At 70.6% G+C, this 12,652-nt stretch carries 10 protein-coding genes, 1 tRNA gene and 1 other RNA gene; 3 read left to right on the top strand and 9 right to left on the bottom strand.

Annotated elements, in window-relative coordinates; translation table 11 throughout:
* The 7 genes from ACWTSU_RS07585 to ACWTSU_RS07555 form a co-directional block, all read right to left on the bottom strand.
* Window positions 1–693, bottom strand: coding sequence for an HAD family hydrolase (locus ACWTSU_RS07585; RefSeq protein WP_455139350.1), 693 nt, complete (start codon window positions 691–693; stop codon window positions 1–3).
* 154 nt (window positions 694–847) lie between these two features.
* Window positions 848–924: transfer RNA gene (locus tag ACWTSU_RS07580), tRNA-Asp, on the bottom strand.
* A gap of 405 nt (window positions 925–1,329) precedes the next feature.
* Window positions 1,330–2,232, bottom strand: a complete 903-nt coding sequence (locus ACWTSU_RS07575) for a hypothetical protein (RefSeq protein ID WP_455139348.1) — start codon at window positions 2,230–2,232, stop codon at window positions 1,330–1,332.
* A gap of 23 nt (window positions 2,233–2,255) precedes the next feature.
* Window positions 2,256–2,864, bottom strand: coding sequence for a recombination mediator RecR (recR, locus tag ACWTSU_RS07570; RefSeq protein WP_455139346.1), 609 nt, complete (start codon window positions 2,862–2,864; stop codon window positions 2,256–2,258).
* Window positions 2,865–2,877: 13 nt separating this feature from the next.
* Window positions 2,878–3,213, bottom strand: a complete 336-nt coding sequence (locus ACWTSU_RS07565) for a YbaB/EbfC family nucleoid-associated protein (RefSeq protein WP_455139344.1) — start codon at window positions 3,211–3,213, stop codon at window positions 2,878–2,880.
* A gap of 67 nt (window positions 3,214–3,280) precedes the next feature.
* Window positions 3,281–5,629, bottom strand: a complete 2,349-nt coding sequence (dnaX, locus tag ACWTSU_RS07560; protein WP_455139342.1) for a DNA polymerase III subunit gamma/tau — start codon at window positions 5,627–5,629, stop codon at window positions 3,281–3,283.
* Window positions 5,630–5,694: 65 nt separating this feature from the next.
* Window positions 5,695–6,909: an MFS transporter gene (locus tag ACWTSU_RS07555; protein WP_455139340.1), complete on the bottom strand. Its 1,215-nt coding sequence runs from the start codon at window positions 6,907–6,909 to the stop codon at window positions 5,695–5,697.
* 291 nt (window positions 6,910–7,200) lie between these two features.
* On the opposite strand from ACWTSU_RS07555, the gene ACWTSU_RS07550 reads away from it, so the two are divergent.
* The gene (locus ACWTSU_RS07550) at window positions 7,201–7,719 is read left to right on the top strand and encodes a hypothetical protein (RefSeq protein WP_455139338.1); all 519 of its coding nucleotides are present in this window, start codon (window positions 7,201–7,203) and stop codon (window positions 7,717–7,719) included.
* Between the two features lie 37 nt (window positions 7,720–7,756).
* On the opposite strand, the gene ffs is transcribed toward ACWTSU_RS07550, so the two are convergent.
* An RNA gene (gene ffs / locus ACWTSU_RS07545) (signal recognition particle sRNA small type) lies at window positions 7,757–7,852 on the bottom strand.
* A 261-nt stretch (window positions 7,853–8,113) separates the two neighbouring features.
* On the opposite strand from ffs, the gene ACWTSU_RS07540 reads away from it, so the two are divergent.
* Entirely contained in the window at window positions 8,114–9,928 is a 1,815-nt protein-coding gene (locus ACWTSU_RS07540) for an adenine deaminase (RefSeq protein WP_455139336.1), read from the top strand.
* Between the two features lie 293 nt (window positions 9,929–10,221).
* Window positions 10,222–10,794, top strand: coding sequence for a hypothetical protein (locus ACWTSU_RS07535; RefSeq protein ID WP_455139334.1), 573 nt, complete (start codon window positions 10,222–10,224; stop codon window positions 10,792–10,794).
* Window positions 10,795–10,908: 114 nt separating this feature from the next.
* Here ACWTSU_RS07535 and ACWTSU_RS07530 read toward each other — a convergent pair whose 3' ends face one another.
* Window positions 10,909–12,606 (bottom strand): alpha,alpha-phosphotrehalase, encoded by a 1,698-nt coding sequence (locus ACWTSU_RS07530; RefSeq protein ID WP_455139332.1) that lies wholly within the window; start codon window positions 12,604–12,606, stop codon window positions 10,909–10,911.
* Between the last annotated feature and the right edge of the window lie 46 nt (window positions 12,607–12,652).

The raw sequence follows: 12,652 nt of genomic DNA, 5'->3' as shown, positions 1-12,652 counted from the left end.
TCAGTCGTCCCAGTCGAGCACGGGCCACCCGCGGCGGCGTGCGCTCATCCTGAGCGTCTTGCCGGGGCAGACGGCGAACGCCTCGGTCGCGTGCTCGAGAAGGTCCGCATCGGAGTGGTGGTCGGCATAGGCGCGCGCGAGCTCCCACGCGCCCGCGCCAAGGTGCTCGTCGCACCAGCGCGTGACGGCGTGGTACTTCTCGGCACCCGCCACCACCGGGCCCTCGACGTGCCCGGTGTAGCGGCCCGACGCGTCGCGCTCCATGCGGGTCGCCGCGAAGCCGTCCATGCCCATGCGGCGGGCGGCGACGGCGGCGATGGGCTCGAACGTGGCCGAGACGAGCAGCGTGACCATGCCCTCCGCGCGGCAGCGCTCCGCCTCCGCGAGGGCGCGCGGACGGTAGCGCGGGGACAGGACCTCGTCGTGGAAGTGCTCGAGAATGGTGTCCACGTCCCCGGACTCGAAGCCGCCGAGCGCCCCGAACACGAGCTCGCGCGCCTCCGCCTGGCGGTACGGGAGGTGCAGCTTGTAGCGAATCCCCCACCAGGCCAGGCGCATGAGCCGCTGCGGCGACATGTGCCTGTTGCGCAGGAGGTAGCGCGTGAACAGCGAACCCGACTGCCCCCGGATGGAGGTGCCGTCCAGGTCAAAGACCGCGACCTTGCGCTTGGGACCGGCCGTGTTGGGCTGCATGGGACCCCGCTCTCGTGCTGACGTGACGCGGATATGATACAACGTCGCGAGCAATGGCGGATGGCTCCGGCGGGCGGGACGGCAGGCGGCGCGGACCGCGGGCGCGGGACGCGCGCACAAGAAAAGGGGCCCTTGCGGGCCCCTGAAGTCGCACTGGCGGGATGTAAGGGACTCGAACCCTCGACCTCCGACGTGACAGGCCGGCGCTCTAACCAGCTGAGCTAACACCCCGTTCGCCTTGCGCGGGAGCTATTCTCTCATACCCCTCAAGACGTGGCAAGGCCCATTTTCAAAAAACTTGCGCGCGGGCGCGCGACGCCGTTTCGCGCGCAAACGACCGCGGACGCGCATGCGGCGCCGCCCCGCCCCGCGCACCCGCGGGCACACAAACCCCCACCTCGCGTACAAACAACCGCGGGCACACAAATCCCCATCCCGCGTACAAATAACCCACAAAAAATGATTTCATAATCATATAATCGCAGGATTAAGTTTTGTGGATGTCAGATTTTGCGGGTTATTGGTCGGGGCGCTGGAGGGGGGTTGGCCCGGGCCGGGAGCGTTGGGGACAGGCCGGCGGGACGTTGGCCCGGATCGGCGGACGGGCCGGGACGAGAAGGGCCGCGCGGGCCGGCGCTACTCGAGCGCGACGTCGGTGGTCGCGCCGGTGTCGTCGGTCACCCGCAGCGTGGTGCCGTCGAGCTCGGCCGCGGTGGCCGTTGCCGTCCCGCCGGCCTTCTCGTCGCCCGCCATCACGTAGGTGAGGTCGGTGTGGCCGCCGATCACGTAGCAGGCCACGTCCCAGCCGCCGTCCACGTTCTCGGGGACGAGCAGCGTGCTGCCGGTGCGCAGCAGGGCCACGGGCGCGCCCTCCAGCCGGCAGATGGCCTCGCCGCCCTCGGCGAAGGCGAGCTCCCAGACGCCGTCGTCGGCCTGGCGCAGCGCGTACGCCTGGCCGCCGTAGCTCACCGAGCCGTCCACGCCGGCCTGCTCCTGGCCCGCGTCGTGCGCGTCCTGCTCCTGCTGGACCTGCTGCTCCGACTCGGTGGGGCGCAGCGTCTGGTCGGACTGGACGTCGGCCTCCTGCTCGGGCGGGAACAGCGCCGAGTTGACCAGGGTGCCCAGCACGAAGACGAGCGCGAGGGCGAGCACCGCGGCCACCACGAGAAGGATCACGTTGAGGCGGCTGCGGCGCGGGCCGGACGCGGCGGCGCGGGCCTCGGGGTGGCGCTCCGCGTAGCGGCGCTCGGCGTTGCGGCGCGCCTGGTCGGCCGTCTGCGCGGCGTTCTCGCGCGTGGTGACGCGGGCGCCCTGGCCGGCGCCGATGGTGCCGATTCGGTCGGACTCGCTCGCCAGGCGCACCGGCCGCTCGCCGCGGGCCGGGCGCGCGCCGGAGGCGGGCCGGCCCGCGGAGGCCGATCGGACACCCGACTCGGCACGTCGGGCCGCGCGCTCCCGGGGCTTCTCGCCGCGCTCGTGGCGGCCCCCGCGCGGCGTGGGGGCCATGTGGGACGAGTGCCTGCTGCGATCCTGTGACATGGGCTTCTCCCCCGTCGTATCTGCTAGACCTCGCGGCGCTCCTCGATCGCGCGCCCGAGCGTCACCTCATCAGCGTACTCCAGGTCGCCGCCCACCGGCAGCCCGCTCGCGAGACGCGAGACGCGCACGCCCAGCGGGCGGATCACGCGCGCGAGGTAGGTGGCCGTGGTCTCGCCCTCCACGTCCGGGTTGGTGGCGAGAATGACCTCGCTGACCTCGCCGTCCGCCAGGCGCGCGAGCAGCTCGCGCACGTGGAGCTGGTCAGGGCCGATCTTGTCCATCGGGCTGATGACGCCGCCGAGGACGTGGTAGAGCCCGTGGTAGGTGCCCGTGCGCTCCACCGCGCTGACGTCGCGCGGCTCCGAGACCACGCAGATCTGCGTGCGGTCGCGGCTGGCGTCGGCACAGACGTCGCAGGTGTCCCGCGTGGCGTAGGAGAAGCACACGGGGCAGAAGTGCACCTGCTGCTTGACCTCCAGGATCGCCTCGGCGAGGCGCCGGGCCTGCTCGGCGTCGGCCTCGAGCAGGTAGTAGGCGATGCGCTGGGCCGACTTGGGGCCGATGCCGGGCAGCCTGCCCAGCTCGTCGAGCAGGCGCTGGAGCGCGCGGCCGTCGTTGATGGCGTGGTCCATGCGAGACGGCCGCCTAGAAGAGCCCCGGGATGCTGAAGCCGCCCGTGGCGGCGTTGATCTGCTGGCTGGCGGCCTGCTCGGCGGACTCGAGCACGTCGTTGACCGCGGCGAGGATCATGTCCTGCAGCATCTCAACGTCGGCGGGGTCGAGGGCATCGGGGTCGATGGTGATCGAGGTGAGGCGCAGGTCGCCGGTGGCGCTCACCTTGACGGCGCCGCCGCCCGCGCTGGCGGTGACCTCGGTCTCGGCGGCCTTCTGCTGGGCGGCCATGAGCTGCTCCTGCATCTTACGGGCCTGGGCCATCATCTGGTTGCGGTTCATGCCGCCCATGTTGAATCCCTTGGACATGGTGTTCCCTTCTGTGCGGGCCGCCGGCGGCGACTCTGGACTGGGTGGATGATAGCGGTGACGGGGGCTACTCGTCGTCCTCGTCGCCGTCCTCGACGGGCTCGTCCACGAAACCGGCGTCGTCGGGGGCGTAGTCGTCGGCCTGGCCGGCGCCCTCCGAGAGCTCGGCGGCGGCCTCCTCGTCGGAGGTCTCCCCGGCGGGCTCGAAGCGCGTCGGGATCGGCTGGCCGAACGTCTCCGAAAGCATGGAGACGATGTCGGCGAACTCGGAGCCGAAGTCGGCGGGGTTCGCGGACGGCTGCGGAGCCGGCTCGGGAGCCGTGGGCTGGGGCACCGGCTTTGGCTGCGGCGCGGGGGCCGAGAAGGGCGCGGGGGCCGAGAAGGGCGCGGGGCTCGGGGCCGGGGCGGGGCTCGGCTGCGGCGCGGCGGCCGGCGCCTCGACGGGCTGCGCGTCCTCCTCGTAGGGCACGGCGTCCGCGTCGCCGTAGGGCACGACGTCGTCGGCCGGCGGCTGGGGCGCGGCCGAAGCCGGCGCGGCGGCGGGCTCGTCCCACGGCATCGGGTAGGCCGGCGCCGCGTTCTGCGGCGCGGTCTGGGGCTGTGGGGTCGCAGCGGGGGCGGGCGTGGACTGGGACGCCGGGGCCGGGCGCGGAGCCGCGGCCGGGGTCGTCGGGCGCCCTGCCTGCGAGATCGCCTGGTTGGCGAGGCTCGACTCCACGTAGATCACCTGACGCGGGCCCATCACCGATGCCACCGTGGCGTCCACGCTCTGGCGGACGTCGGAGCGCTCGAGCATGCGCGCGGCGAAGTGCGAGCCCTTGGGCAGCGACACCGTGACCTTCTCGCCGTCGTCCGAGACCGGCGTGGACGAGAGCAGCAGCGAGCCCTTGGCCGGGATGCGCGCCACGAGCTCCTCGACCACGCGCTTCCACGCGCGCTGCAGGTCGCTGTCGGAGAGGCCGCCGCCCGCGGCCGGGGCCTGCGGGGCCGCGGCGGGCGCGGGGGCCGCCGGCGCGACGTCCTTCTCGCCAAGCTCCTTCCTATCCGAACGGTTTTGGGTGCCAAGGCGTTCGTTTGGCAAGGAGTTTCTTGGTTGCTCCCGAGCATCCGAACGGTTTTGCCCCTCAGAGCGCGCGCTCGGCTGGGAGCTTTGCGGCTGCGGGGCCGGGGCGGCCTCGACGGGCTTCTCGGCGGGCGCCGGCGTCGGCGTCGACGCAGCGGCAACAGGCTCAGCGACCGCAGCCGCGACCGCCCCCGGCCGCGCGAGCAGTGCGACCTGCCGCTCGAGGTCCGCCACGCGCTCGGCCAGCGACTCGAGCGTGAGGTCCGACTCCGGGCGCGCCACGCGCGTGAGCGCGATCTCGAGAACGAGCCGCTGGTTGGTGGCCGTGCGCATCTCGCTGGAGGCGTCGCCCAGAATCGTGAGCACGCGGGCCACGCGGTCGGCCGACCCGAAGGCCGCCGCCTCCGCCCTCAGCGCCTCGAGCTCCGAGCCGCGCGCAGCCACCACGTCGTCGGCGCTCGGGGCCACCGCGACCACGTAGACGTCGCGCAGATGCGCCGCCAGCTCGCGCGTGAGCTGCAGCGGGTCGCGCCCGGCGTCGGCCAGGCGGGCCACCTCCGAGAAGAGCGCCGGCACGTCGCGGTGCGCCATCGCGCGCGTGAGGTCGGCGAGCACCGAGCCCGACACCTCGCCGAGCAGGTCGCGCGCCTCGTCCAGCCCGATCCTGCCGTCGCCGAACACCGACAGCTGCTCGAGCGAGGTCAGCGCGTCGCGCATGCCGCCGCGCGCGTGGCGCACCACCAGCTCGAGCGCCGCCGGGTCGTACGAGAAGCCCTCCTGGCCGCAGACGTAGGCCAGGTGGGCCTGCATCTCGTCGGCGCCGATGGAGCGAAAGTCAAAGCGCTGCACGCGGCTCAGGATCGTGGCCGGGATCTTCTGCGGGTCGGTGGTGCACATGACGAAGACCACGTGCTCGGGGGGCTCCTCGAGCGTCTTGAGCAGCGCGTTGAACGCCGCCACGGTGAGCATGTGAACCTCGTCGATGATGTAGACCTTGGCGCGGCCCATCGCGGGCGCGTAGTTCACGCGACCGATGATCTCCTCGCGGACGCTGTCCACGCCGGTGCGCGAGGCGGCGTCCAGCTCGATGACGTCCGGGTGCTCGCCGGCCGCGATCAGGCGGCACTGCTCGCAGGTGCCGTCGGGCAGCGCGGCCGGCCCGCTCTCGCACATGAGCGCCTTGGCCAGGATGCGCGCCATGGTGGTCTTGCCCGTACCGCGCGGGCCGCAGAACAGGTACGCGTGGCTCACGCGGTTCTCGAGCACGGCGCGCTTGAGGGTCTCGACCACGTGTCCCTGGCCGACGACCTGCTCAAACGTCTGCGGGCGGTACTTTGTGTAGAGCGATTCCATGCGGCCTCCGGGGCGGGTGGGTTCTCGAGGTTCCAGTATACCCGCGCCCGGGGCCGCACGGCGCGCTACGGGCGGCGCTCGGCCAGCAGCTTGGAGAAGCTCGTGTCGGAGTGGCGCGCCCAGACCACGTAGAGCGCGACCGACGCCACGCACGCCAGCGAGACCGCGGCCCACATGGCGCCGTAGCCCACGGCCGTGATGAGCACGCCCGCGATGCCGCCGCCCAGGCCGTAGCCGATGTCGTAGCCGCACAGAAACGTGGAGTTGGCCGAGCCGCGGGTCTCGTCGGTGGAGGTGTGGACGGCCATCGACTGCAGCGCCGGCTCCAGCCCGCCAAAGGCGTAGCCCGCGAGCGCGGCGGACACGCAGAACGTCGCCGCGTTGGGCACGAGCGCCAGAAGCAGCAGCGCCGCGATCATCGCCGCGTTGCCGGTGTAGACGAAGACCGCCTCGCCCTTCTCGTCAACGAGCTTGCCGAGAAACACGCGCACCAGCAGCAGCATCACGGCCATGATGACGAAGTAGAGCGAGCCGGACGGCAGGCCCTCGTTGGTGGCGTAGATGGCCACGAAGTTCTCGAGCGCGCCGAACGTGAGCATGAAGACGAGCATCGTGCAGCTGGCGGGCAGGGAGTCCTTGTTGACCAGCCCCTTGAGGGAGAGGCGCTTGCGCTCCACGCGCGGCCGCGGCGCGCGGACGAACGCGAACAGCACCAGGGCCAGCGCCGCGATGCCGGCCGCCGTGCCGTAGAGCGCCGTGAAGCCGAGGCCCTCCATGAGCGTGAGGCCGAGCGCCGGCGCGATGGCCGAGGCCAGCGCCGTGGCCATGCCAAAGTAGCCCATGCCCTCGGCAAAGCGCCGCTTGTTGATGACGTCGGACGCCACGGTGGCGGTGGTGGAGTTGGAGAGGCTGAGGCCCGCGCCGTGCACCATGCGCAGGCCGATGGAGATCGAGAGCGCCGGAACCGCCACGTAGCCGAGCGGCGCCAGGCCCAGGAGCAGCAGGCCCAGGATCAGCACCACGCGGCGGGCGCCGTTGTCCAGCCACCAGCCCACAAACGGTCGCACGACCACGGCAACGAGCGCGAAAAACGCGGCGCAGATGCCCGCGACGGCCTCGGTGCCGCCGAGGCTCTGGATGTAGTACGGGAACGTGGAGAGGCTCATGATGTGGTTCGTGAACACGCACAGGTTCACGAGGATGATGAGCACGAGGTCGCGCGTCCACAGCCTCCCGGTGGGGACGGTCGGTCTCTGGGTCGGGCAACTGGTTTGAGACATTTGGTAGAACCTCCGGACAGACGCAGGATGGTCGCCCGGCGGCACATGCGCTGAGCGGCCCTTTCAATCAATCGGACTTACGCCGTGGGGCCGCTCATTGACGCAGGTCATTATAGGCGTTTGCAAAACCTCCAAGCAAGGTTATTAAATTGCGCCGATTTTGTAGGAGCGGCTCGAACGAGTGCTAGAATCGCTCATCGCGTGTAGCGCACAACAAGATAAGTGCAAGGCAAAGCGTGCGGTGGGCCGTCCGGTCGCCGCACGCTTTTTGTTTGAGGGGAGACCGCGATCATGCCCAAGAACCGCGTCCAGAGAATCGTCTTCGGCGTCCTGATGTCCGTCACGATGGCCTACGGCATGGAGGTCTACAACGTGGCCTGGAAGGAGGGCTTCCCCACGCTGGCGGGCGGCTTTTCCAACATGACCAACGGCGTGTTCTGGGACGCGCTGCTCGAGGCCGCCTACATGTGGGTCTTCGTGTTCATCTTCTCAAATCTGTGGGGCAACCGGCTGGGTGCGCGGCTGGCTGGGAAACTCGTTGACCCGTCGCGCGAAGGGGCGTTTGTTTGCACGCTCGTACGCTCCGGGTGCACCGTGCTCGTGATGTGCCCCACGATGAGCCTCGTGGCCGCGATCCTGTTCAACGTGGTCATGGCGGGAGCGCCCGCGGCGGAGCTGCCGGCCATCTGGGTGGGAACGGTCATCAAGAACTTCCCGATGGCCCTGCTCTGGAACGTCTTTGCCGCGGGCCCCGTGAGCCGCGGCGTCTTTCGCCGGTGCTTCTCGCGGCTGGGCGAGAGGCGCGCGTAGCCGCGGGCGCGCAGTTCGTCGCGGCATGAGAAAAGCGCGCTCGGTGGGAACGGGTGCCCGCCAGAGGCCCCTTATGGCTGCTGCCTCCCGGCCCTGACCAGGTTCGAGGTGTTGCGTCACCCGAACCCACCGAACGCGCTCCAGAGCAGTGTAGCAGAACGGCGCGACGGACCCTTCCGGCGCCCCGATTCCCGCAGCGTTCACAAGTTGGGCGGTTTTTGGCGACCCCTTGAAGTAGTGCCAAAAGTGACAAGCCTCTCACCTGCTGATTCTTTTGGAGGCGGCGGGCGGCTACTTTGACCGCCCCCGAAAAACCGCCCAACTTGTGAAGGCGGCCTCCGGAGGGGCCAGCGGGGCGCTATCCTGTCTCAAACCCGCGACCACGGAGGCTGATATGATCAACCGGTTCTGCAAGACGCCGCTCTGGGAGTGCAACGACGAGCTCGTGCGCGTGGCGCAGGGCGAGAAGCCCGCCGACCTCGTGATTCGCCACGTCAACCTGGTGAGCGTGACCACCCACGAGATCCTGCCCGACGCCGACGTCGCCGTGGCGTGCGGCCGCGTGGCCTACCTGGGCCTTGGCGGCCACACGGCCGAGCACTGCATCGGGCCCGACACGCGCGTCATCGACGGCTCCGGGCTCTACGCCACGCCCGGCCTCATGGACAGCCACATCCACGTGGAGAGCGCGATGATCGGCGTGGCCGAGTACGCCCGCGCCGTGGTCCCGCACGGCACCACCGGCATCTTCTGCGACCCGCACGAGGTGGGCAACGTCCGCGGCCTGCCCGGCGTCCGCGCGATGTTCGAGGACGCGCGGCGCGTGCCGCTCAAGGCCATGATGACGCCGCCCTCGTGCGTGCCGGCCGTCACCGACATCGAGGACACCGGCGCCTCCATCACCGCCGAGGACATCGCCGACACCATGACCTGGGACAACGTGGTCGCGCTCGGCGAGATGATGAACTACCCCGGCATCCTGTCCCGCGAGCAGAACACCATCGACGAGGTGCGCGCCACCCTGGCGGCCGACCGCGTGGTCACCGGCCACTTCCCCTCGCCCGACCGCGACCGCGCGCTCAACGCCTACGTGGCCTCCGGCGTCTCGTCATGCCACGAGTCCGGCGGCTTCGACGAGGTGCTCGCCAAGCTCCGCCTGGGCATGTACGTGCAGCTCCGCCAGGGCTCGGCGTGGCTCAACCTGCCCGGCTACCTGCCCGAGCTCGTGGCGTCGGGCGTGGACACGCGCCTGTGCCTGCTGTGCACCGACGACTGCCACCCCAACACGCTCGTGGACGAGGGCCACATGGACCGCGTCCTGCGCACGGCCGTCGAGCTGGGGCTCGACCCGGTCACGGCCGTCCAGATGGCCACGATCAACTGCGCCGAGTACTTCGGCCTCGCGCGCGACATGGGCTCGGTCACGCCGGGCAAGTGCGCCGACATCGTCCTCTTCGACGACCTCGAGAGCTTCCGCGCCCGCACGGTCATCATCGACGGCGACGTGGTGGCCGAGGACGGGCGCGCCCTCTTTGACGTGCCGCCCTACGAGTGGCCCGACTGGATGACCCACACCATGGACATCGGCCTCACGCCCACCGCCGAGACCTTCCGCGTCCCCGTGCCCGGCCGCGCGGACGGCACGGCCCGCGTGCGCGCGATGGGCATCACGCCCGGCGACACGCTCACGCGCGACATCGTGGTGGAGGTGCCGGTGCGCGACGGCGCGCTTCTCGCCGACCCGGCCCACGACGTGCTCAAGGTCGCCGTCTTCGACCGCCACCACGGCGCGGAGGGGACGCACTCCTTTGGCTTCGTCACGGGCTTCGGCATCCACGGCGCGCTCGCGCAGACCGTGAGCCACGACGCGCACAACCTGCTCGTCATGGGCGACAACGACGAGGACATGGCGCTCGCCGCGCGCACGCTCGCCGAGTGCGGCGGCGGCGAGGTGGCCGTGGCCGACGGGAAGGTGCTCGCCCTGGTGGAGCTGCCCGTCTGCGGCCTCATGAGCACCGAGCGCGTGGAGGTGGTGGCCGAGAAGGTCGCGCGCGCCCGCGAGGCGTGGGCGCAGATGGGCTGCACGATGCCGTCGCCGTTCATGACGATGGGCGTGATGTCGCTCGCATGCGTGCCCGAGCTGCGCCTCACCAACCGCGGCTACGTGAACTGCCTCACCTACGAGATGGAGCCGCTGCTCGTGGAGTAGCGCCGGGCGAGAAGGGCGGCGGGGACGGCACCCCCAATAGACGAGGGCCCGCGGGCATGCGCCCCGGGCCCTCACTTTGGCAGCTGCCAAGCAACTAAGCTCTACAGTGCGGGCGCACGCGACCGGTTCTCGACGTGCTCCCCGCTCCCTGCACGATGTGTATCATTCCCCATCCGCCCCGCCCGAGCCGCCGCGCTCCGGCGAGCGGTCCCTTCCATCGGCCAAGCACAACTTGCCGACATCTCCTCCACATGCGGTAGGATTTCCTAGATTCACCGAGTGAGGGAGGCCCCATGGCACGCAAGTCACCCGCGGCGCGCAGGCGCGCGGACCAGATCACGTTTGACGACGACGCGTACGACAACGTGCGCTTCTCCGCGACCTTCGACTACAACGAGCTCACGCTCGATCGCGCCGCCGAGCTGCTCGCTCCGGGCGTGCACCGCGCCGTGCAGGGCGCCGAGGTCGCCATGCTGCTGTGCATCGTCGGCGTGGCCGTGCTGTTTGGCACCGAGACCACCACGGCGCCGATCGTGGGGCTGGGCATCGTGGCCGTGGTGCTGCTCTTTGTGGCCAACCGCTGGGCCGACCTGCAGGTGCGCTACGCCCGCAGCGGCTCGCTCGCGCCGGTCGACGGCAGCGAGCGCATGCACGTGGTGATCTGCGACGACGTGGTCCACGTCCAGAGCGACAAGCGCCCCGTCGAGAACTACGACCTCGCCGACCTGCGCGTGGTGTACGACAACTCCGACTACCTCGTGGCGGGCTTCGGCGGGCGCGACTACGTCTACGTGCCGCGCGTGGCCCTGAGCGAGAACCGCTACCGCGAGCTCGCGCGCTTCCTGCACGAGCGCTGCGACGCGTAGGCGTGACAATGGGGACGGAGGTCTTTGTCACATCATCGAGTCAAGCGAGCGAGCTGATGTGACAAAGACCTCCGTCCCCATTGTCATTGTCCCATTGTCCCACCCCTGGGTCTGTCAGGACTGCCAGACGACCGCCTCGTAGGGGCGCAGCTCGCCCGCGACGGGCGCGTCTCCGTAGGTGCCGAGAAGGACCTCGGCCCCGTCCACGCCCAGCGCCGCGACGTCCACCGCGCACGGCTCCGCGTCGAACGAGCACGCCACCACCAGGCGCTTCTCGCCCAGCGTGCGCTCGTAGGCGATGACCTTGGGCGCCGCCGCCCCGGCGTCGAGGAAGCACACGTCGCCGAGCGTGACCACGTCGCTCGTGTGGCGCAGGCGCACGAGCGCGCGGTAGAACTCGAACATCGAGCCCTCGACGCCCACCTCGGCCTCGGCGTTGACCAGCGCGTGGTTGGCCGGGATCTCCAGCCAGGGCGTGCCGGTGGTGAAGCCGGCGCCGGGCCCGGCCGTCCACTGCATCGGCGTGCGCCCGTTGTCGCGCGAGCGCTCGTTCACCACGTGGAGCGCCTCGGCCGGCGAGGCCCCGCGCTCCACGAGGATGCGGTAGTTGTTGCGGCTCTCGACGTCGTTGAACTGCTCGATGCTCTGGTAGCCGGCGTTGGTCATGCCCAGCTCGTCACCCTGGAAGATGTAGGGCGTGCCCTTCATGAGGAAATCGCACACGGCGAGCATCTTGCCCACGTGCTCCCAGCTGCCACCGCGCTCGCCCACGCCCTCGCGGCCGCCGAAGCGCGTGACGGCGCGCGGCTGGTCGTGGTTGTCCCAGAACAGCGCGTTCCAGCCGCCGCCCGCCTGCATGCCCTCCTGCCACGTGCGCAGAATCGAGCGCAGCTCGGCGATGTCGGGATCCTTGAGCGCCCACTTGTCCCCGCCGGCGTAGTCGACCTTGAGGTGGTGGAAGCTGAAGGACATCGCGAGCTCGTGGTCCTCGGGACGGGTGTAGCGCACGCAGTTCTCGAGGTCGGTGGAGGCCATCTCGCCCACCGTGACCATGCCGTCGATCCCGGCACGCTCCACCAGCTCGCGCAGGTACTCGTGAACGTGCGGACCGTCGGCCACCAGGGCGCGGCAGGCGCTGCCCGAGCCCGGCACGTCCTCGATGACGTCGGGCTTGGAGATCAGGTTGATGACGTCGAAACGGAAGCCCGTCACGCCGCGCTCGCGCCAGAAGCGCACCACGTCGGCGCAGGCGGCGCGCACCTCGGGGTTGGTCCAGTCGAGGTCGGGCTGGCTCACGTCGTGCAGGTGCAGGTACCACTTGCCCAGGCGCGGCTCCCACTCCCAGGCGCTCCCGCCGAAGACGCACTGCCAGTTGGTGGGCGGCTCGCCGGGATCGTCCGGACCGGTGGAGCCGCGGCCGTCGCGCAGGATGTAGTAGCGCCGGTAGCGCTCGTCGCCGTCGAGCGCGCGCCGGAACCACTCGTGGTCGCGCGAGGTGTGGCACAGCACCATGTCCAGCATGATCCCCATGCCGCGCTCGCGCGCGGCGGCCACCAGCTCGTCGAAGTCGTCCATCGTGCCGTAGCGCGGATCCACGGCGCGGTAGTCGGCCACGTCGTAGCCGTTGTCGCGCTGCGGCGACGGGTAGAACGGCGTGAGCCACAGGTAGTCCACGCCGAGCGTGGCCAGGTAGTCGAGCTTGCTCGTGATGCCGGGCAGGTCGCCCAGGCCGTCGCCGTCGCTGTCGAAGAAGCTCTTGACGTAGATCTGGTAGACGACGCTTTTGCGGAAATCCTTCTCGATGCCCCCCATGGGGTGTCTCCTCTCGTGCGGTCGGGGCCGGGCGGCGGGCGTCTGA

Source organism: Thermophilibacter sp. (assembly GCF_966187215.1).
This window is presented reverse-complemented; position numbering and strand designations above follow the sequence as displayed.